Origin of the sequence: Aeromonas sp., from assembly GCF_050633025.1 — a bacterium.
Lineage (GTDB): Bacteria > Pseudomonadota > Gammaproteobacteria > Enterobacterales > Aeromonadaceae > Aeromonas.
In genome coordinates this window covers 1-19373 of sequence record NZ_JBODRQ010000066.1, presented here as the reverse complement: position 1 = coordinate 19373, position 19373 = coordinate 1, and the positions used below count along the sequence as shown (strand labels likewise).

At 60.4% G+C, this 19373-nt stretch carries 20 protein-coding genes and 1 pseudogene; 15 read left to right on the top strand and 6 right to left on the bottom strand.

Annotated features, from left to right (window positions below; translation table 11 throughout):
- Window positions 1–395 (bottom strand): annotated as a pseudogene (locus tag ACRAUW_RS10570) (S41 family peptidase); the annotation flags it as partial.
- A 274-nt stretch (window positions 396–669) separates the two neighbouring features.
- Here ACRAUW_RS10570 and ACRAUW_RS10565 point away from each other — a divergent pair.
- The 4 genes from ACRAUW_RS10565 (at window position 670) to ACRAUW_RS10550 (ending at window position 4202) form a co-directional block, all read left to right on the top strand.
- Window positions 670–1149, top strand: coding sequence for a L,D-transpeptidase family protein (locus ACRAUW_RS10565; protein WP_431362247.1), 480 nt, complete (start codon window positions 670–672; stop codon window positions 1147–1149).
- 166 nt (window positions 1150–1315) lie between these two features.
- Window positions 1316–2842: a YjjI family glycine radical enzyme gene (locus ACRAUW_RS10560; RefSeq protein ID WP_431362246.1), complete on the top strand. Its 1527-nt coding sequence runs from the start codon at window positions 1316–1318 to the stop codon at window positions 2840–2842.
- A 10-nt stretch (window positions 2843–2852) separates the two neighbouring features.
- Window positions 2853–3740, top strand: a complete 888-nt coding sequence (locus ACRAUW_RS10555; protein ID WP_431362245.1) for a YjjW family glycine radical enzyme activase — start codon at window positions 2853–2855, stop codon at window positions 3738–3740.
- 138 nt (window positions 3741–3878) lie between these two features.
- Window positions 3879–4202 (top strand): DUF1820 family protein, encoded by a 324-nt coding sequence (locus ACRAUW_RS10550; protein ID WP_431362244.1) that lies wholly within the window; start codon window positions 3879–3881, stop codon window positions 4200–4202.
- A gap of 17 nt (window positions 4203–4219) precedes the next feature.
- Here the strand turns inward: ACRAUW_RS10550 and ACRAUW_RS10545 are convergent, their stop codons facing one another.
- From ACRAUW_RS10545 to ACRAUW_RS10535, 3 genes are all read right to left on the bottom strand, one after another.
- A complete protein-coding gene (locus tag ACRAUW_RS10545; RefSeq protein WP_431362243.1) occupies window positions 4220–5152 on the bottom strand; it encodes a LysR substrate-binding domain-containing protein in 933 nt (310 codons plus the stop codon).
- A gap of 163 nt (window positions 5153–5315) precedes the next feature.
- Window positions 5316–6512 (bottom strand): aromatic amino acid transaminase, encoded by a 1197-nt coding sequence (locus tag ACRAUW_RS10540; protein ID WP_431362242.1) that lies wholly within the window; start codon window positions 6510–6512, stop codon window positions 5316–5318.
- 169 nt (window positions 6513–6681) lie between these two features.
- Window positions 6682–6957 (bottom strand): metal/formaldehyde-sensitive transcriptional repressor, encoded by a 276-nt coding sequence (locus tag ACRAUW_RS10535; RefSeq protein WP_108572003.1) that lies wholly within the window; start codon window positions 6955–6957, stop codon window positions 6682–6684.
- 71 nt (window positions 6958–7028) lie between these two features.
- Between ACRAUW_RS10535 and dmeF the strand changes: the two genes are divergently transcribed.
- From dmeF to ACRAUW_RS10510, 5 genes are all read left to right on the top strand, one after another.
- Window positions 7029–7991: a CDF family Co(II)/Ni(II) efflux transporter DmeF gene (gene dmeF / locus ACRAUW_RS10530; protein ID WP_431362241.1), complete on the top strand. Its 963-nt coding sequence runs from the start codon at window positions 7029–7031 to the stop codon at window positions 7989–7991.
- A gap of 199 nt (window positions 7992–8190) precedes the next feature.
- On the top strand, window positions 8191–9198 hold the full coding sequence (locus ACRAUW_RS10525; RefSeq protein ID WP_431362240.1) for a Fe(3+) ABC transporter substrate-binding protein: 1008 nt from the start codon (window positions 8191–8193) through the stop codon (window positions 9196–9198).
- A gap of 39 nt (window positions 9199–9237) precedes the next feature.
- Window positions 9238–10863, top strand: coding sequence for an ABC transporter permease (locus ACRAUW_RS10520; RefSeq protein WP_431362239.1), 1626 nt, complete (start codon window positions 9238–9240; stop codon window positions 10861–10863).
- 82 nt (window positions 10864–10945) lie between these two features.
- Window positions 10946–11980, top strand: a complete 1035-nt coding sequence (locus tag ACRAUW_RS10515) for an ABC transporter ATP-binding protein (protein ID WP_431362238.1) — start codon at window positions 10946–10948, stop codon at window positions 11978–11980.
- A 103-nt stretch (window positions 11981–12083) separates the two neighbouring features.
- Entirely contained in the window at window positions 12084–12989 is a 906-nt protein-coding gene (locus tag ACRAUW_RS10510) for a Dyp-type peroxidase (RefSeq protein WP_431362237.1), read from the top strand.
- A gap of 90 nt (window positions 12990–13079) precedes the next feature.
- Here the strand turns inward: ACRAUW_RS10510 and argR are convergent, their stop codons facing one another.
- Window positions 13080–13550, bottom strand: a complete 471-nt coding sequence (argR, locus tag ACRAUW_RS10505; protein ID WP_431362236.1) for a transcriptional regulator ArgR — start codon at window positions 13548–13550, stop codon at window positions 13080–13082.
- Window positions 13551–13751: 201 nt separating this feature from the next.
- Here argR and ACRAUW_RS10500 point away from each other — a divergent pair, with 201 nt between their 5' ends.
- The 5 genes from ACRAUW_RS10500 to mdh all read left to right on the top strand — a co-directional run bounded on the left by ACRAUW_RS10500 (window position 13752) and on the right by mdh (window position 17729).
- Window positions 13752–14492, top strand: coding sequence for an ATP-binding cassette domain-containing protein (locus tag ACRAUW_RS10500; RefSeq protein ID WP_005357971.1), 741 nt, complete (start codon window positions 13752–13754; stop codon window positions 14490–14492).
- A gap of 24 nt (window positions 14493–14516) precedes the next feature.
- Window positions 14517–15254, top strand: coding sequence for a transporter substrate-binding domain-containing protein (locus tag ACRAUW_RS10495; protein WP_431362235.1), 738 nt, complete (start codon window positions 14517–14519; stop codon window positions 15252–15254).
- Between the two features lie 3 nt (window positions 15255–15257).
- Complete coding sequence (gene artQ, locus ACRAUW_RS10490) at window positions 15258–15908, top strand: arginine ABC transporter permease ArtQ (RefSeq protein WP_431362234.1); 651 nt, start codon at window positions 15258–15260, stop codon at window positions 15906–15908.
- 3 nt (window positions 15909–15911) lie between these two features.
- Window positions 15912–16574, top strand: coding sequence for an arginine ABC transporter permease ArtM (gene artM / locus ACRAUW_RS10485; protein ID WP_431362233.1), 663 nt, complete (start codon window positions 15912–15914; stop codon window positions 16572–16574).
- A 219-nt stretch (window positions 16575–16793) separates the two neighbouring features.
- On the top strand, window positions 16794–17729 hold the full coding sequence (gene mdh / locus ACRAUW_RS10480) for a malate dehydrogenase (protein WP_431362232.1): 936 nt from the start codon (window positions 16794–16796) through the stop codon (window positions 17727–17729).
- A gap of 339 nt (window positions 17730–18068) precedes the next feature.
- On the opposite strand, the gene tpx is transcribed toward mdh, so the two are convergent.
- Window positions 18069–18569 (bottom strand): thiol peroxidase, encoded by a 501-nt coding sequence (gene tpx, locus ACRAUW_RS10475; protein WP_431362231.1) that lies wholly within the window; start codon window positions 18567–18569, stop codon window positions 18069–18071.
- A 184-nt stretch (window positions 18570–18753) separates the two neighbouring features.
- Here tpx and ACRAUW_RS10470 point away from each other — a divergent pair.
- Window positions 18754–19373, top strand: a 620-nt coding sequence (locus ACRAUW_RS10470; RefSeq protein ID WP_431362230.1) for a cation transporter, incomplete at its 3' end; no start/stop codon positions are given.

Below are 19373 nucleotides of genomic sequence, written 5' to 3'. Positions count from 1 at the left end.
CGCTGGCTGCTCAGCAGCAGCCGTTTGCCATCGGCGCTGAAGGCTTGCGGCAGATCGGTGCGTGAATCGCGGGTTAGGCGCACCATCTCGCCGCCGCTGGCAGGCACCACGAACACATCTTCGTTGCCTTAGAGATTGGCGGCAAAGGCGAGCTGTTTGCCATCCGGCGACCAGATTGGCCGCTGGCTCAGGTAGTCGCTGCCGGTGAGCGCCGTGGCGGGGCCACCCTCGGCACTGGCGACAAAAATGCGCCCCTGCCAGGTGAAAGCAAGCTGCTTTCCATCGGGGGATAGGGCGGGCTCGCGCAGCCAGAGTGCATCGGCGGCAACACTGGCAGGCAGCCAGAGCAGGATTGGCGAGAACAGCAGGGTGGCGAGGCGGCACGAAGAGCGCATGGCATGATCCTGTCGGGGAGTGTTATCTTCTCCGATCATTGCCTTGGGTGCCAGCGCGATAATTTTTGGTATCCTTTTGTTTTTACTGTTAATTACCAATGCTAAATGACGGCGTCCAAGGAAGATGGCCTGGCTGCGGCAAGATATGTTTTGCCGGGCATATTGAGTATTGATGGCGATCCAATATCATGGCGCTCGCTCGCCGCTCGGCGGGCATCGTTCAGATGATCTGGTAACAAGAAAAGCCCGCACCAGAGGCTTGTCGAGGGATGGAATGAGAGCCGTATTACTGTGTTTGTTGGGGCTTTGGCCCGCATTGAGTTTTGCCTTGACCGAAAAAGCCGATTTGGTGGTGGTCAAGAAGTCGACCTATAGCCTGACCCTGATGAAGGATGGCAAAGAACTGAAGCGCTACTGGATTGCTCTGGGCCCGGCGCCCAAGGGGCACAAGCAGCAGGAAGGGGATCAGCGTACGCCGGAAGGGCGCTACACCCTGGATTACAAGAAGAGCAACTCCGGCTTTTATAAAGCGATACATATCAACTACCCGAATCTGGACGATATCAAGCGCGCCAATGAGTTGGGGGTGAACCCGGGTGGCATGATCATGATCCATGGTCAGCTTAACCGGATGGGTAACCGTCGGGTACAGCCCTCCAACTGGACCAACGGTTGTATTGCGGTACTTAACCACGAGATGGATGAGCTCTGGAATGCCATTGACCCGGGTACGCCCATCGTCATCGAGCCCTGATCCGTACAACGGGGGGCCTTGTCGGCAGACAAGGCCCCCCGTTCTATTCTGGTTGTGATCCCCTTTAACGGATGTCTTTTTGAGACATTCGCATTGTTGTGAATGTCACTTCAAAAAAGGCCTGCAAATGGTGAGGATATGGGCTCTATCCGTGAAGGAGTGTCCCATGTCTTTGATCGAAACCTGTCAGCGTATCGTGCGCGATCCCCATCTCTCCGCCGCCCAGAAGAGCCACGCGCTGGCGCTGGCCGCCGAGAATGCGTTGCCCTACCCCGACCTGCCTGCCGCAGTCGCCGAGGCGATAGCGAAGGGATTCATATGCGACATGTTCGAAGGGCATGCCCCCTACAAGCCGCGCTATGTGTTGCCGGACTATGAAAAATTCCTGAGTCAGGGCTCTGCCTGGCTGGAGCTGGCAGCGCCACAGGATTTCGACGAGGCGCTCAACGCGTTGCGCATCCTCTATCACCACGTCCCCTCCGTCACCGGCATGCCGGTCTGGCTGGGTCGGCTCGACCAGCTGTTGCTCCCCTTTGTCGGCGAACTGGATGACGAGACCCTCTATCGCAAGCTGAAGGGGTTCTGGGTCTATCTGGATCGGGTGCTGCCGGACGCCTTCATGCACGTCAACATAGGCCCCGATGACAACCGCATCTGCCGTCTGATCCTGCGCATCGACAACGAGCTCAAGCAGGTGGCGCCGAACCTCACCTTCTTCCACGATCCGGAGCAGACCCCGGACAGCCTGCTGCTGCAAGCGGTGAAGAACATCGCCGAGTGCAGCAAGCCGCACATCGCCAACTACCCGATCCATCGCGATACCTTCGACAACCGTGGTTTTGGCATCGTCAGCTGCTACAACGCCCTGCCGCAGGCCGGTGGCGCCAATACCCTGGTGCGCATCTCCCTCAAGCGGGTCGCCGAGCAGTGTCAGGGGATCGATGACTTCCTCGGTTGCCTGTTGCCCCATTACTGCCGTCTGGCCTCCCAGCTGATCGAAGCGCGGGCTGCTTTCCTCCATGATGAGTCCGGTTTCTTCGACAGCTTCCTGGTGAAAGAGGGGCTGCTGGATGAGGATCGTTTCGTCCCCATGTTCGGCATCTACGGCATGGCGGAAGCGGTCAATATCCTGATGGATAAAGAGAATCTGCCGGATCGTTATGGTCACGGCGAGGAGGCGAACCAGCTTGGCTATCGCATCTCGGCCCAGCTCTCCGCCTATGTGACCACGACCCCGCAGACCCATGCCTGGTGTGGCCGCGCTTTGTTGCATTCGCAAGGTGGCCTCAGCATCGATGTGGCTGTTACCCCGGGGGTGCGCATTCCCTACGGGCAGGAGCCGGATCCGGCCAGCCATGTGCTGGCGCTGGCGCCGCACCACACTTATTACCATTCGGGGATCAGCGAGATCCTCACGCTGGATCCCACCATCCGCCAGAACCCGCAGGCGCTGTTGCAGCTCTGCAAGGGGGCGCTCGCCATCGGTATGCGCGAGTTCACCGCCAACGTGGCCGACAGCGATCTGGTGCGGGTGACCGGCTACATGATCCGCAAGAGCGACGTGGCCCGCTTCGCAGAGGAGGGCTCGCGCTTGCAGACAACCTGTCTCGGTGCCGAGGCGAGTGAAGTGACCGCCATTCGTCAGCGAGCTCCGCGAGTGGTCGCCCACGAATCGACCATCTGCGAATATTGAGTTCGCACCGATGGCTGATGTTTTGCCAACACGCAGCGCCCTGGTAAGCAGGGTGCTGCCGTTCTCCTGTGTCGACGGGCCGGGCAACCGGCTGGTGCTGTTTCTGCAGGGCTGCAACTTCCGCTGTCCCGGCTGCCACAACCCGCACACCATAGGTCTGTGCGACGATTGCGGCGATTGCTTCGCGGTCTGCCCGAGTGGCGCCCTCACCATGAGCGAGGGCAAGGTTCATTGGCAGGAGGCGCTCTGCACCGACTGTGACGCCTGTCTGGAGGCCTGCCCGCGCAGCGCCAATCCCAAGACCGCCACCATGTCGGTGGCTGAGGTACTGACTCTGCTGCGCCGCTACGGCCCGCTGCTCAGCGGGATCACCGTCTCCGGCGGCGAGGCGACCACCCAGCTCCCCTTCGTGGTTGCGCTGTTTACCGCCATCAAGGCCGCGTCGGATCTGGCCCATCTTACTTGCCTGCTCGACAGCAACGGCTCGCTGGCCGAAACCGGCTGGCAGCGGCTATTGCCGGTGCTCGACGGCGTCATGCTCGATCTCAAGGGGTGGCGCGACTCGGTGCATCACACCCTGACCGGCTATGGCCGCGAACGGGTGCTAGGGTCGCTGGTGCTGCTGGCACGCCACGGCAAGCTGACCGAACTGCGGCTGCTCCATGTGCCGGGCAAGAGCGATTTTCTGGATGCGAATGGTGAGCTGGACGCAGATCTCGCCACGTTTTTGCAGCAGCTTGGGCCTGTGCCCATTCGCCTCAACGGCTTTCGCCACCACGGGGTGCGGGGGGAGGCGGCGCAATGGCAAGAGGCTAGTCAAACCGAGCTGGAACAGCTGGCCAGCCGTTTGCGCGTAGCGGGATTGGGGCCGATCTCACTGCCCGCCCTGATGCGCTGAGTGGCTGCGTCATCCTGTGACCGTCATGGCGTGAGGAGTGGCATGAAAAGGCCGCAACTGTGATTTCTGTCTATTGGAGGGGGCGAGAACGGCGGCTAGAATAATGGCCATTTTCTTCCCCCTCAATGACAGATAATCATGAGTGAAAGCAAGGCGTTATATCGGGTTCAGTTTATTTGCCATAGCGAGCGCTACGAAGTGTATGTGCGCGAGGTGAATCAGGGTCAGCTGTTCGGCTTTATCGAGATCGCCGACTTCGTGTGGGACAACCACACGGCGCTTATCGTCGATCCCAGTCACGAGAAGCTCAAGAGCGAATTTGCCGATGTGCGCCACACCCTTATTCCCATGCATCAGGTGCTGCGCATCGATCAGGTGAAAAAGCAGGGGGCAGCCCGCATCACGGAACTGGGCAATAACGTCGCCTCCTTCCCCAGTCCCATCTATACCAAACGCCCCTGATGGCAGGGCCGCCCGGTTCAGGGCGGCGTCAACTCCCGGCCCAGTTGCAGGATCCGCTGGCGGAACCAGTGACGGGCCGAACCATCACCGGCCGGGCCATACCAGACCAGACTGTGACTCACCTTGCCGTAATCGAACGGTGCCGGACGCATCAACAGATCCGGCTGACTGGCCATGCAGGCCGCCCAGCCACCGATGGCGGTGAGGATCAGGTCGGTTTGAGGCAGCAGGGCTGCTGCGCTGGCAAAATCGGGCAGGGTGGCGCCAATCTGGCGACGCACCTGCTGCTGGGCCAGGCTCTGCTCGAAGAAGGGGTTGGCCAGCTCCTGATCCCGGATGGCGATATGGCGCCAGCTCAGGTAGGCATCGAGATCCCAAGGCGTGGTTAGCGCGGGGTGGTCTTTGCGCAGCAGGCAGACCAGTTTTTCTTCCCGCAGAGTCTCCCACACCAGCCCGGGCTGGCGCGGTAACGGCTGGCTCTGATCATGGGGCAGGATCACGAAGTCGAGTTTGCCCGCTGCCAGCGCCTCCAGTCCCTGCTCATCCTTGTTCCAGATCTCCGGCACCATGCCCGGCACTTCTTTCATCAGCTGACCCAGAATGGGGCCCACCGGCCAGGTCATCACGCTCTCGCGCAATCCCAGCCGCAAGCTGCCCTGCCACTGTTGGGGGTTGAAGGCATTCTGGCGAGTGAGGCCGTTCAGCTCCCCCAGTAGTCGATGCAGGGTGGGAGCCAGTCGCTCGGCCATGGGGGTGAGCAGCAACTGGTTACCCTGACGGTAGAGCAGTTGATCCCCCAGCAGATCCCGCAGCTGGTTGAGGGTTTTGCTGACGGTGGAAGGTGTGGTGCAGAGCCGCTCGGCGGTGCGGGTGACGCTCTGGTTGTCGAGCAACAGGTGCAGGGTGACCAGATGGCGACCTCCCAGCCGAGAGAGAGCGATCAGATCCATAGTGGCTCCTGAAATTGATGAAGATAAACAGGCTTGGAATCAGGGAGATTCAGCGTGACCTGCTGGCATTCTCTCACAGCAGGGGGAGGGTGAGCAGACTCCTCAAGAGGTGACTGCGAACGCAACAGACAAAAAAGCCCCACCAAAGCGGGGCTGATGCGGATTAGCCCTTGAGCACCGCGGCCATGGCGTCAGCCACATAGTCGACGTTGCGGCTGTTGAGGCCCGCCACGCACATGCGGCCGGAGCGCACCAGGTAGACGGCGAACTCTTCGCGCAGTCTGTCAACCTGCTCCGGGGTGAAGCCGGTGTAGCTGAACATGCCGCGCTGGTTGATGAAGTAGCTGAAATCGCGGCCCGGCACCTTGGCGCTCAGCACCTCGAACAGCTTCTGGCGCATGGCCTTGATGCGGGTGCGCATCTCGGTCACTTCATCGACCCACATGGTGTGCAGCTCGGGTTGGCTCATCACAGCCGCGGTGATCTGGCCGCCGTGGGTGGGCGGGCTAGAGTAGTTGCGACGCACGGTGGCCTTCATCTGACCCAGCACCCGGCTCGCCTCTTCGGCATCCTGGCAGATGACCGACAGGCCGCCGCAGCGCTCGCCGTAGAAGGAGAGGTTCTTGGAAAACGAGTTGCTGACGAAGAAGCTGACGCCGGCAGCCACCATGGCGCGAATGGCGTAGGCATCCTCTTCCAGTCCATCACCGAAGCCCTGATAGGCGATGTCCATAAAGGGGATCAGGTTCTTCTCGACCACCAGCGCGATCACCCTATCCCACTGGGCACGGGAGAGATCCACCCCGGTAGGGTTGTGGCAGCAGGGGTGCAGCAGCACGATGCTCTTCGCCGGCAGGCTGCTCAGGCAGTCGATCATCGCATCGAACTGCACGCCGCCGGTGGCCGCATCGTAGTAGGGGTAGTCATGCACCTTGATGCCGGCTCCCTCGAACATCGCCTTGTGGTTGTCCCAGGTCGGATTGCTGACCCACACCTCGGAGGTCGGGAAGTAGCGCTTGAGCAGATCGGCGCCGATCTTCAGCGCGCCTGAGCCGCCGATGGTCTGGATGGTGGCGATACGTCCCGCCTTGACCGCTTCATGGTCGGCACCAAACAGCAGGTGCTGCACTGCAGTGCGGTAGTTGGCGGCACCCTCCATCGGCTGGTAGGGACGCGGCGCCGGGGCGGCAGCGCGCTGCGCTTCGGCCTGCTGCACCGACGGCAGCAGCGGAATGCGGCCCTGCTCGTCGTAATAGAGGCCGATCCCCAGGTTCACCTTCTGCTCGCGGGTGTCTTTGTGGAAGGTCTCGACTAGCGTCAGGATGGGGTCGCCAGCATAGGCATCGACGTGTTCAAACATGGGGGATCCTTGAAATTGACTGTCCAGTAAAACCGGCGGTCAGCCGGGCTGGACATCATGGCGTAAAGCCGGCGAGGGCTCAAGTCTGAAAGGGCGGGGGCTGGTGGGCCTGCGCCGCCCAGCCGTAAACGGGATGATGCGGGGCTGCCCGCAGCCCCATTCTCAGGCCTTACTTCAGATAGGATCGCAATACCCGCACTACTTGATCCAGATCCTCCAGCCGCTCGGCGTGGGTCGCCTCTTCGGCGCCCAGGTGTTCGCGCATGTGCCCCTCCAGCACCTCCAGCATCAGGCCGTTGACGGCGCCGCGGATGGCGGCGATCTGCTGCAGGATGGCGCTGCAGTCGCTCTCCTGCTCCAGCGCACTCTCCAGTGCACCGGCCTGTCCCTTGATGCGGCGCACCCGTGCCAGCAGCTTCTTCTTGTCGTGGATGGTGTGTGACATGCAGGATCCTCTCGATCAATAAAACTATACTGGGGTATAGTATATTGCATTGTCGTTCTCAGGAGAAATCCATGTCATCCCTCGCTCAATCCCACTGTCATCAACCCGTCATCCACGAGGGCAATCCGCTGGCCGAACAGAAGACCCGCTGGGCCGTATTGTTGACCGTCATCATGATGGTGGCGGAGATTGGCGGCGGCTGGTTCTACAACTCCATGGCGCTGCTGGCCGATGGCTGGCACATGAGCTCTCACGCGCTGGCGCTCGGTCTCTCGGTGCTGGCCTACCGCGCCGCCCGCCACTTTGCCCGCGACCACAGATTCAGCTTCGGCACCTGGAAGATCGAGGTGCTGGGTGGCTTCACCAGCGCCCTGTTGCTGGTGGGAGTGGCCGGGTTGATGCTGTTCGAGTCGGTGTTCCGGCTGCTCGATCCCAGCCCGATCCACTATCAACAGGCGATCGCTATCGCGCTGGTGGGGCTGCTGGTAAACCTCGCCTGTGCCTGGCTGCTCAAGGATGATCACGGCCACCATCACCACGGCCATGGACATGACCACCATCATGAGCATCACGACCACGATCATCATCATGACCATGACGATCACCACGGCCATCAGGATCTCAATCTGCGCGCCGCCTATATCCACGTGCTGGCGGATGCGGCCACTTCCGTGCTGGCGATTCTGGCGCTGGTAGGGGGCATGCTGTGGGGCACTGACTGGCTGGATCCGCTGATGGGCATAGTGGGTGCCGGGCTGGTGGCTGTGTGGGCCTGGGGTCTGCTGCGCGACTCCGGTCGGGTGCTGCTGGATGCCGAGATGGATGCCCCGCTGGTGGCGGAAATCCGCGAGGTGATTGCCGAACTGCCACAGACCGAGATCCGCGATCTTCACGTCTGGCGGGTAGGGCAGCAGCAGTATGCCTGCGTGCTCTCTCTGCTGATGGTCAATCCGCTACCGGCGCAGCAGATCCGCGAGCGGCTGGCGATCCATGAAGAGCTGGTGCATGTGACCATCGAGATCGCCAGCGAATAGATAAGGAGGTTGTGGGAGATTCCACCGAGACGGTTGTGTCTCTTTTGAATCCCTTATTGCTGGAGCTGGCCCCGTTTGGATTTTTGTTGGTTGAGTATGTGATGGGGTGGTGATGACTCTTCTTGATCAGCAGATGAGATATATGCAGAATGCAAATGGAAATGGTTATCACTCTGCATAGTAACTCAAGGAATGGATGATGAAAATTAAGATGTTGGGACTGGCTTTCTCTGCGTTGGCGGCTCAGTCGGCATTGGCGGCCGGGGAAGTGAATGTCTACTCCAACCGGCAGGATGAGCTGATCAAGCCCATCATCCAGCAGTTCGAGAAGGAATCTGGCATCAAGGTGAACGTGGTGTTCGCCAAAGAGGGGTTGAACGAGCGTCTGGAACGGGAAGGCAAGCTCTCTCCGGCCGACCTGATGCTGACCGTCGATATCAGCCGTCTGACCGATCTGGTGGACAAGGGGCTGGTGCAGCCGGTGGACAGCAAGATCCTGCAGGAGAACATCCCCGCCATCTATCGTGATCCGGAGAATCGCTGGTTCGCCCTGACCACCCGGGTTCGCGCCATCTACTCCAGCAAGGATCGCCTCGGCAAGCAGGGCACCATCAGCTACGAAGATCTGGCCAAACCGGAATTCAAAGGGAAAATCTGCACCCGCAGCGGCAAGCATGAGTACAATGTGGCGCTGGTCTCCTCCATGATTGCCCATCACGGCATGGCCGAGACCAAAACCTGGCTGGAAGGGGTCAAGGCCAACCTGGCGCGCAAGCCGCAGGGCAACGACCGGGATCAGGTCAAGGCGATCAAGGATGGTATCTGTGAGGTGTCGCTCGGCAACAGCTACTATCTGGGCGCCATGTTGAAAGATCCTGCTCAGAAGTCCTGGGCGGATGCGGTCTATATCAACTTCCCGAACCAGGCTGACCGCGGTGCCCACGTCAACGTGAGCGGCGTGGCCATGACCAAGTATGCCAAAAACAAGGCCGAGGCTCAGAAGCTGATGGAGTTTCTGGCTGGCGACACCGCCCAGCACATGTATGCGGACGTGAACGCCGAATATCCGGTCAAGGTCGGAGTCGAGCCTTCCGCCATGGTCAAGTCCTGGGGCAGTTTCAAGTCTGACGCACTACCGGTCAGCGATTACGCCAAGCACCGCAAGGACGCCTTGCAGTTGCTGGATGAAGTGAAGTTCGACTTGTAATCAGATGGGGCCAACGGCCCCATCAACATCTGTGGTCTCATGAAAAATTTTGGATGGATTACCGGCAGCTGGGCCATCGCCCTGCTGCTGGGTTTACCGGTTATTGCCCTGCTTTTCTCTGCCTTCTCGGCTGAGGGAGATCTCTTTCGCCACCTCGCCGATACCGTGCTGTTCGACTATCTGGGCAATACCCTGGGGCTGGTGGTCGGTGTGGTACTGCTCAGCCTGCTGTTCGGGGTGCCTACCGCCTGGCTGGTGGCCATGTGCCAGGTGCCGGGGCGCCGTGCTCTGCAGTGGGCCTTGATGCTGCCGATGGCCATGCCCTCCTATATCGTCGCCTACGTCTATACCGACCTGCTCGACTATTCGGGCCCGCTGCAGGCCGGGTTGCGCGCCCTCTTTGGCTGGAACAGTCCGGCCGATTACTGGTTTCTGGCCATTCGCTCCCTTGGCGGCGCCGCCTGGGTGCTGGCACTGGTGCTGTTCCCCTACGTCTATCTGCTGACCCGCGCCTCTTTTCTCGAGCAGTCGGTCAGCCTGATCCACTCCAGCCGCCTGCTCGGCTGTACCCCGTGGCAGAGCTTTCGCCGCCTCAGTCTGCCGCTGGCGCGCCCCGCCATCATGGTGGCGGTATCGCTGGTGGCCATGGAGACGCTGGCCGATTTCGCCACCGTCCACTTCTTTGCCATCAACACCCTGACCACGGCGGTCTACGACACCTGGCTCGGTTACGGCAGTCTGGCCACCGCGGCCAAACTCTCCTGCCTGATGCTGCTGGCGGTGGTGCTGCTGATCGCGCTGGAGCGCCGTTCGCGCAGCAGGCAGCAGGTGTTCCAGAAGTCGATGGGCCATGAGCAGCCGCTGCGCTATCCGCTCAAGGGGATGAGTCGTTGGCTGGCCGGTCTCTGGTGCTGGGGGCTGGTACTGGCCGGTTTCGGCCTGCCGTTCGTCATCCTGCTCGATTACGGGGTGCGCTACTTCGAACTCTCTTGGACGCCGGAGTTTGTCCGCTTCGCCGGCAACAGCTTGGCTATCTCGGCGCTGACCGCTCTGCTGGCGATGGGGATCGCCCTGCTGCTCGGCTTCTTCCGTCGTCTCGATGGCGGGATAAAGAGTCTGCTACCCCTGCGCATCGCCGCCATGGGTTATGCCATGCCGGGTACCGTGCTGGCCATCGGGGTGCTGGTGCCACTCACCGCCCTCGACTTTGCCATCAACGATCTGGCCGAGTGGCTCGGGCGTCAAGGCCCGGGCTTGCTGCTGACCGGCACCATTACCGCCATCGTGTTCGGTTATCTGGTGCGCTTCGTGGCCATCGCCATCGGCTCGGTGGAGAGCAGCATGGGCAAGATCTCCCCCAGTCTCGACATGGCGGCCCGCTCCCTGGGGCAGGGGGATGGCGGCATGCTGCGGCGGGTTCATCTGCCGCTGGTGCGCCGGGGTCTGTTTGCCGGTGCCATGCTGGTATTCATCGAATCCATGAAGGAGCTGCCCGCCGCCCTGCTGCTGCGGCCGTTCAACTTCGATACCCTGGCGACCCACGTCTACCAGTTCGTCTCGGACGAGATGCTGGAACGCGGCGCGCTGGGGGCTATCGTCATCGTGCTGGTGGGGTTGTTGCCGCTGGTCTGGGTCAACCGCACTCTGGACAGTCCGGGCCACTGAGTCGCCACGTCGGCCAATGAAATTGCATGTGGTGTGCTGAACCGAAAGGCAGCGCGCCGCCAGAAACGAGAGGAAGTCAGCCTTGTCCTGTTTGCAGGTTGAAAATGTCAGCTGCCGTTACAACGGCCGCAATGTGCTGGAGCAGCTCTCCCTGACGGTGGCAGACAACGAAATCGTCTGCTTGCTGGGGGCCAGTGGCTGCGGCAAAACCACGCTGCTCAAGGCCATCGCAGGGCTGCTGCCGTTGGCAGAAGGCACGATTCGCCTCGGCGATACCCTGCTCGACGGGCCGGGTGCCAGCGTGCCGCCCGAGGCGCGCAATATCGGGATGATCTTTCAGGATTACGCCCTCTTCCCCCACCTGACGGTGGCCGACAATGTCGGCTTTGGTCTGACCAAACTCGATCGCAGTGCTCGCCAGCAGCAGGTGGACGAGGCGCTGGCGCTGGTCAATCTGCAGGGGCTGGGGGATCGCTATCCGCACCAGCTCTCCGGTGGTCAGCAGCAGCGGGTGGCTATTGCCCGGGCGCTGGTGTGCAAGCCGCGGCTGATGCTGCTGGATGAGCCCTTCTCCAACATCGATACCCAGGTGCGGATGAAGTTGATCCTCGAGATCCGCGCCCTGCTCAAGCAGCAGGGGATAGGCGCCATCTTCGTCAGCCACAGCAAGGAGGAGGCGTTCGCCTTCGCCGATCGGCTGGCGCTGTTTCGCGCCGGTCACATCGAGCAGGTGGGCCAGCCTGAGCAGCTCTATCGCCGCCCGCAAAACCGCTTCGTGGCGGAGTTTCTCGGCGGGGTCAACTATCTGGCTGCCGAGGTGGTGGACAGCCACTGCGTACAGACGGCGCTCGGGGTCATTTGTGGCAGTGAGCCTCATGGCCGGGCGGTGGGTGAGCAGTTGCAGCTGATGCTCAGACCTCAGCAACTGCTGCTGGAGAGCGCCGCAGATGGGGAGCTCAAGGTGGTGGAGCAGCAGTTCCTCGGTCACCACTGCCGGGTGCTGTTCGAGTGTGGCGATCTGCAGCTGGAGGCGAGCATTGGCGAGCCCCTTGAAGGCATGCGGGCAAGGATCAAGGTTGCCCCCCATGGGCTGGTGTTGTTTGACCCTTTACCCTGAACGCGTGATATCGTCGTGAAATCAAAGAACTGGAGCTGCTCTGGTTTATAATCGCGCAACGCAAATAGCCCGTAACGCTAACGCCTACTCAGGGGAGAGATATATGAAAGCCCAAGCCGGGATCTGCGCAGAGCCGAATCTGCACGCCCTCTATCTGATGTTCAATCGTACCGGTGATGCCGCCGAACTGGTCGGCCGTCTGGCCAAATTGCCCGCCCTGTGGCAGGCGGTGGCTGCCGATTTCCCCGATGCCGGTTTCAGCGGTCTGGTTGCTGTTGGCGCCGACGCCTGGGATGGTCTCTACCCCGCCGCCCGTCCGCCCCAGTTCCGCAGCTTTATGGCGCAATCCGCCAACGGTCAGGAAGCCCCCAACACCCCGTTTGATCTCTTTATTCAGCTGCGCGCCGATCGGGTGGATGTGCTGCACCACGCCGGTCACCGTGTGATGGCGCTGCTGGCCGGAGTGGTTGAGCTGGCCGAAGAGGTGCGCGGTTTCCGCAATCTGGATTGCCGCGACCTGACCGGTTTCGTCGATGGCACCGAGAACCCGCAGGATGAACACCGTGCCGAAGTGGCGCTGCTGGCCGATGGCGAGTTTGCCGGTGGCTCCTACATTCACGTCCAGCGCTGGGTCCACGCCATGAGCGACTGGGAGAAGCTGGCGCAGAAAGAGCAGGAAGACATTATCGGTCGTACCAAGCCCGACAACATCGAGTATGAATCTGCCGCCAAGCCGCTGACCGCCCACATCAAGCGGGTCAACCTCAAGACCCCGAAAGGGGAGTCCATGGAGATCCTGCGCCAGAGCATGCCCTGGGGCACCATGACCGAGCAGGGGCTCTACTTCATCTCTTGCTGCCGCACACCGCAGCACTTCAACGCCATGCTGGCCAGCATGTACAAGGGGGAGGGCAGCCACTTCGACCACCTGCTGCGCTTCACCAAGGCAGTGACCGGCGCGGCCTTCTTCGCCCCATCGGAAGGTTTTCTGATGGCGCAGGGCAAATAAGCCCGCCTGACGAAGCTGCAGAAAACAAAAATCCCGGCCTTGGCCGGGATTTTTCGTTCTGGCGTGACCGCTATGATGCGGTAGCGGCCATTATGGCGTCTGTTCGAACAGCTCGAGGGCGGAGAGGTAGAGCTCTTCGATATCGGTGTCGCTGGTCGGGGTGATGAAGATGGTGTCATCACCGGCGATGGTGCCGAGGATCCCCTCTGCCTTGCCGAGGGAGTCGAGCAGGCGGGCGATCAGCTGGGCTGCGCCCGGGCTGGTGTGGATCACCACCAGTGCGCCGTTGTGATCGACGTCCAGTACCAGATTCTTGAGCGGGCTGGAGGTGGTGGGCACGCCCAGTTCCACCGGCAGGCAGTAGACCATATCCATCTTGGCATTGCGAGTGCGAACGGCGCCGAAGCGGCTCAGCATGCGCGATACCTTGGACTGGTTGATGTTCTCGAAGCCCAGCTCTTGCAGGGCGGTGACGATTTCTGCCTGGGAGCCAAAGCGCTCTTCTTTCAGCAAGGCTTTAAAGGCCTTGGCCAGTTTTTCTTGCTTGTCGTTGTGTTTCATCTTGGTCTCACGAATGAGGAAGTGTGGCGGCCTGTGCGATACAGGCGGCAGATACGAACAGCGGGGCCATTTTGCATTCATATGCCGTTTTTTGCAAGGAAGCGGCGCTTGTTCTGCATATTGATTCAAAAATGGCTTGCATCAACCTTTATTAGGGATAGAATCGGGATGAAATTTTGAAAACTTATTCAATTGGGCTGTATGGGTATTGAATTAATAGGTATCGAGAAGTCCTGGCACAAGGTGCCGGTTCTGCAACAGGTCAGCTTTCGGACATCCCCCGGTGAAACCTTGGTGTTGCTGGGCCCGAGCGGTGCTGGCAAGAGTTCCCTGCTACGGATGATGAACCTGCTGGATACCCCGGATGCGGGTGTTCTGCGGATTGGCGAAAGTGAATTTTCTTTCCCGAACTCCCTCTCCGCTGCCGAATTCAACCGCCAGTCCCAACTGCTGCGTCGCAAGGTGGGCATGGTGTTCCAGCAGTACAATCTCTGGCCACATCTCACAGTGATGGAGAATCTGATTGAAGCGCCGGTCAAGGTGCTCGGCATGAGCAAGGAGGCCGCCATCGAGAAGGGGGCCTACCTGCTGGCCCAGCTGCAACTGGCCGACAAGCGCGATGCCTGGCCTGCCCGTCTCTCTGGTGGTCAGCAGCAGCGGGTGGCCATTGCCCGTACCCTGATGATGGACCCGGAAGTGCTGCTGTTTGACGAGCCGACTGCGGCCCTCGATCCCGAGATCACCAAAGAGGTGGCCGAGATCATTCGTAACCTGAGCCAGACCGGCATTACCCAGGTGGTGGTGACCCACGAGGTCGACTTTGCCCGCAAGGTGGCCAGTCAGGTGATTTATCTGGAGAAGGGGCGGATCATCGAATCCGGCACCGCTGCCATTTTCCAATCCCCGCAAACCAGCCGGTTTGCCGAATTCTTGATGCATTGATATTGAATCGATAAGGAAGCTGTCATGAAAAAGAGTCTGTTGTTGGTTGCTGCCATGGGTCTGTTGAGTACCTCCGTCATGGCCAAGGAGATCAAGTTCGCCACCGAGGCCACCTACGCGCCGTTCGAATATTTGGATGACAAGAACGAGTTTCAGGGTTTTGACATCGATCTGGCCCGTGCCATTTGCGAGCAGGCCAAGCTGGAGTGCAGCTTCCACAACCAGGCCTTTGACAGCCTGATCCCCAGCCTGAAATTCCGTCGCTACGATGCCGCCATCGCCGCCATGGACGTGACGCCGGAGCGCTCCGCTCAGGTCGATTTCTCCGACATCTACTACGAGAACTCGGCAGTATTCGTCGCCAAGAAAGGGGCCTTCAAGGGGCCGGAAGAGATGGTCGACAAGACAGTCGGTGTGCAGAACGGTACCTCTCACCAGTCCTATCTGGTGGATAACTGGGTGAGCAAGGGCCTGCTGACCGTGCCTTATGCCAGCTACCAGAGCGCCTTCCTCGACATGATGAATGGCCGTACCGACGGTGTCTTTGCCGATACCGCCGTCGCCGCCGACTGGCTGAAGCAGCACAAGGAGTATGTGGTGGTGGGTGCGCCGGTGACCGATGCCAAGTACTTCGGTACCGGCTTTGGCATCGCGGTCGCCAAAGGCAATCAGGAGCTGCTGACCCAGCTGAACAAGGGGCTGGCCGAGATCAAGGCCAACGGCACCTATCAGAAAATCTTCGACAAATACTTCGCGCAGTAAGCCATGTTGAGCCTGTTGTTGGATGCAGCCTGGATGACCCTCGGGCTGGCCTTGGCATCACTGGTCGGGGGCATGGTATTGGCACTGGCGTTCAGTGCCGCCGAGCTCAGCAAGCAGCGTGCATTGGTGTGGCCGGTGGCCACCCTGACCACGCTGATCCGTGGCCTGCCCGAGTTGCTGGTGGTGCTGTTCATCTACTTCGGCTCGACCCAGGTGTTGTTCCTCATCACTGGCGAATATGTGGAGTTCAGCCCGTTTGCCTGTGGCGTGCTGGCGCTCTCCCTGCTGTTCGCCAGCTATGCGACCCAGACCCTGCGGGCGGCGCTCAATGCGGTGCCTTCAGGTCAACGGTTGGCGGCGCTGGCGTTGGGGTTGAGCAAGGGCCACATCTTTTTTCGCATCGTGTTGCCGCAGGCGTGGCGCCACGCCCTGCCGGGCCTCGGCAACCAGTGGCTGGTATTGCTGAAAGATACCGCGCTGGTGTCGCTTATCGGGGTGAACGAGATGATGCGTCAGGCCCAGATGGCCTCGGCCAGTACCTATGAGCCGTTCACCTGGTATGCCGCTGCGGCCCTCATCTATCTGGCCATCAGTCTGGTGAGTGAATACGGCCTCGGGCTGGCCGCCCGCTACACCCGCCGCTACGGAGGCTAACTGATGCAAGAGTATCTTGTTACGTTGCTGGGCGGTCTTGTCACCACGCTGGAGCTGACCCTGTTCAGCCTGCTGCTGGGGATTGTGCTGGCGGCCCTGATGACCTGGGTGCTGGAGCTGCGCCTGCCGGTGGCGACCCAGCTGGTGCAGCTGTGGGTGCTGCTCTTTACCGGTACGCCGCTGCTCATTCAGATCTTCCTGATTTACTACGGGCCGGGCCAGTTCGAGTGGCTGAAAGCCAGCCCGCTCTGGCCGCTGCTCAAGCAGCCCTGGTTCTGCGCCGTGCTGGCGCTGGGTCTCAACACGGCGGCCTACTCCACCCGGTTGTTCAAGGGGGCGCTCGATGCCATCCCGGCCGGTGAAGTAGAGGCGTGTCGTGCGCTGGGTTTCTCCTCCGGACAAACCCTCTGGATGAAGGTGCGCCACGCCGCCCGTCATCTGGTGCCTGCCTACTCCAACGAGGTGATCCTGGTGCTCAAGGGGAGCTCCCTCGCCAGTACCATCACCATCATGGACATCATGGGGCTGGCGCAGGGGTTGAACGCCCAGACCTATGACACCCTGGCCGTCTTCGGTGTTGCGGGGGCCCTCTATCTGACCATGAACGGATTGTTAACAATTGGTTTTCGCTGGTGTGAAAAACGGGCGTTGGCATTCCAGGCTTGAGTCGGTATAACTACCTCTTTATGGGAGGGTTGGTGCAGAAAAACTGTGCTTACCCTCCAAATTTCTGGATTTTCTCCCATTTTTGTTCGCTGCCTGTCTCTTGGCTCACAGAACCCGTGACTGCAACTGTTATCAGATTGTGTTTTATTGAGGGATCCATTAAGGTTGGGCGCACAACAACAAACAACCTTAAACCTACGCTTAAACATGGAGTTGATCATGAAAGTTGCCGTTCTGGGTGCCGCTGGTGGCATCGGTCAAGCCCTCGCTCTGCTGTTGAAAAACCGTCTGCCGGCCGGCTCCGAGCTGAGCCTGTATGACATCGCCCCTGTTACTCCGGGCGTAGCTGTAGATCTCAGTCATATTCCTACCAACGTCGCCATCAAGGGTTTCTGCGGTGAAGATCCGACTCCTGCTCTGGTTGGTGCCGATGTGGTGCTGATCTCCGCCGGTGTGGCACGCAAGCCGGGTATGGATCGCTCCGACCTGTTCAACATCAATGCTGGTATCGTCAAGAATCTGGTAGAGAAGTGTGCGGCGACCTGTCCGAAAGCCCTGATCGGCATCATCACCAACCCGGTCAACACCACTGTGGCCATCGCCGCCGAAGTGCTGAAGAAAGCCGGTGTCTATGACAAGCGTCGTCTGTTTGGTGTCACCACGCTGGATGTGATCCGCGCCGAGACCTTCGTGGCTGCCGCCAAGGGGCTGAACGTGGACAAGGTTCGCGTCAACGTGATCGGTGGTCACAGTGGCGTCACCATTCTGCCACTGCTCTCCCAGATTGAAGGCGCCTCCTTCACTACCGAAGAAGTGGCTGCCATGACCAAGCGTATCCAGAACGCCGGTACCGAAGTGGTGGAAGCCAAGGCCGGTGGCGGTTCCGCCACTCTCTCCATGGGGCAGGCTGCCTGCCGTTTCGGTCTGTCGCTTATCAAGGGCCTGCAGGGCGAAGCCAACGTCGTCGAGTGTGCCTACGTTGAAGGCAACGGCGAACACGCTACCTTCTTCGCACAGCCGATCCTGCTGGGCAAGAACGGCGTTGAAACCGTGCTGGATTACGGCAAGCTGAGCGCCTTCGAGCAGGAAGCGATGGAAGGCATGCTGGCTACCCTGAAAGCCGATATCCAGCTGGGTGTCGATTTTGTCAAGTAAGCAGGTTCACTGCGCTAACTAGGGGGCATCGAGCGCTCTCTTATAAAAACCTCCCCGGCTTCGGTCGGGGAGGTTTTTTTGAACTTCTCTCCCACTCCTCGAGTTGACCCTTTCATCATCTTCTATTCCGGTCTCCACTGCCCCTCACATCAACCGATATTTTGGGCGCAGCTGGATGGATAAATATCCGTGACCCAAGAGGCGTCATAAGGCTGGCAGCCCTCGCCTATCAATCGTGCGGTTCATCTCATATCTCCTCTCTCAATCACTGATAGGGAAGACGCATACCGCTTCCCATGAAAAATCCCGCCGAAGCGGGATTTTTCATGGCTTGCCGCCTTACAGCACGGCCAGCGCCGCGGCGTAGTTCGGCTCGTCGGCCACTTCGGCGACCAACTCGCTGTGCAGCACCTTGTTGTCACCATCCAGCACCACGATAGCGCGAGCGGTCAGACCGACCAGCGGGCCGGAAGAGAAGGCCACGCCGTAATCTGCCATGAAGGCCGCACCGCGCAGGGTAGAGAGGGTCACTACCTTGTCCAGGCCTTCGGCGCCGCAGAAGCGGGACTGGGCGAACGGCAGATCGGCGGAGATGCAGAGCACAACGGTGTTGTTGAGGGCGCTGGCCTGCTCGTTGAACTTGCGCACCGAGGTGGCGCAGGTCGGAGTATCGACGCTCGGGAAGATGTTCAGGATTTTGCGCTGACCGGCAAAGCTTGCCAGGGTCAGGTCGGAAAGATCCTTGGCCACCAGAGAGAAGGGCTTGGCTTGCTCACCGGCGACCGGGAAGTGACCGGCGACGGAGACCGGGTTGCCTTGCAGAGTGACTGAGTTGCTCATGTGTTATGTCCTTTATTGGTGTAGTAAAAATCCGGGTGATCAGTATAGGGGCGGCGGGACCAGACAAACACCCGCGAAGAGAAGGGATATAAAGGCATTGACCTTGGACTTAACACCAAGGTTTAGACTCCTTTTCAGTAATCAGGGATCTCGCAGGGGCGGGATCCATCAAGAGGGACTCATCATGAGCAAATCCTGCTGCAATCATCAGCACGCCGCCCCCATCAAGGCCGTCAGCAAGGCGGCCTCCGGCCAGAGTGAACATCACCACCATAGCCACTGCTGCGACAACACCACGCCAGTCAGTTGCTGTTCAACCCCGAGGCCTCATGAGCACGCATCCCGTGACAGCAATGAATCCCCGGGGGATGAAGAGCCTCCCCGAGGACGCTGTCACGATCACGCGTGCTGCGGCGCCCCCTTATCGCCAGCTCACGATCATAAGCATGAACATGAACATGAGCACGATATCCCCCCTGCCGACCCGCTGGTTGCGCCGGAGCAAGGTAACAGTCGCCACAGCTGGCAGGTGTTGGGGATGGATTGCCCCAGTTGCGCCCGCAAGATCGAGACCGCCGTTAGCCGGGTGAGCGGCGTGCAGCAGGCTCGCGTGTTGTTTGCCACCGAGAAGCTGGTGGTGGATCTGGCCCCCGGCCTCTCCCCCGATCCCGTCACCGCCGCTGTGCTGGCTGCCGGTTTCCAGCTTAAGGGCGATCAAGCCACCAAAGCCCACACAATCACAAAGGGAACCACACGCCAAAGCCCGCTGCTGACCACCCTGGGCAAATATTGGCAACCCCTGTC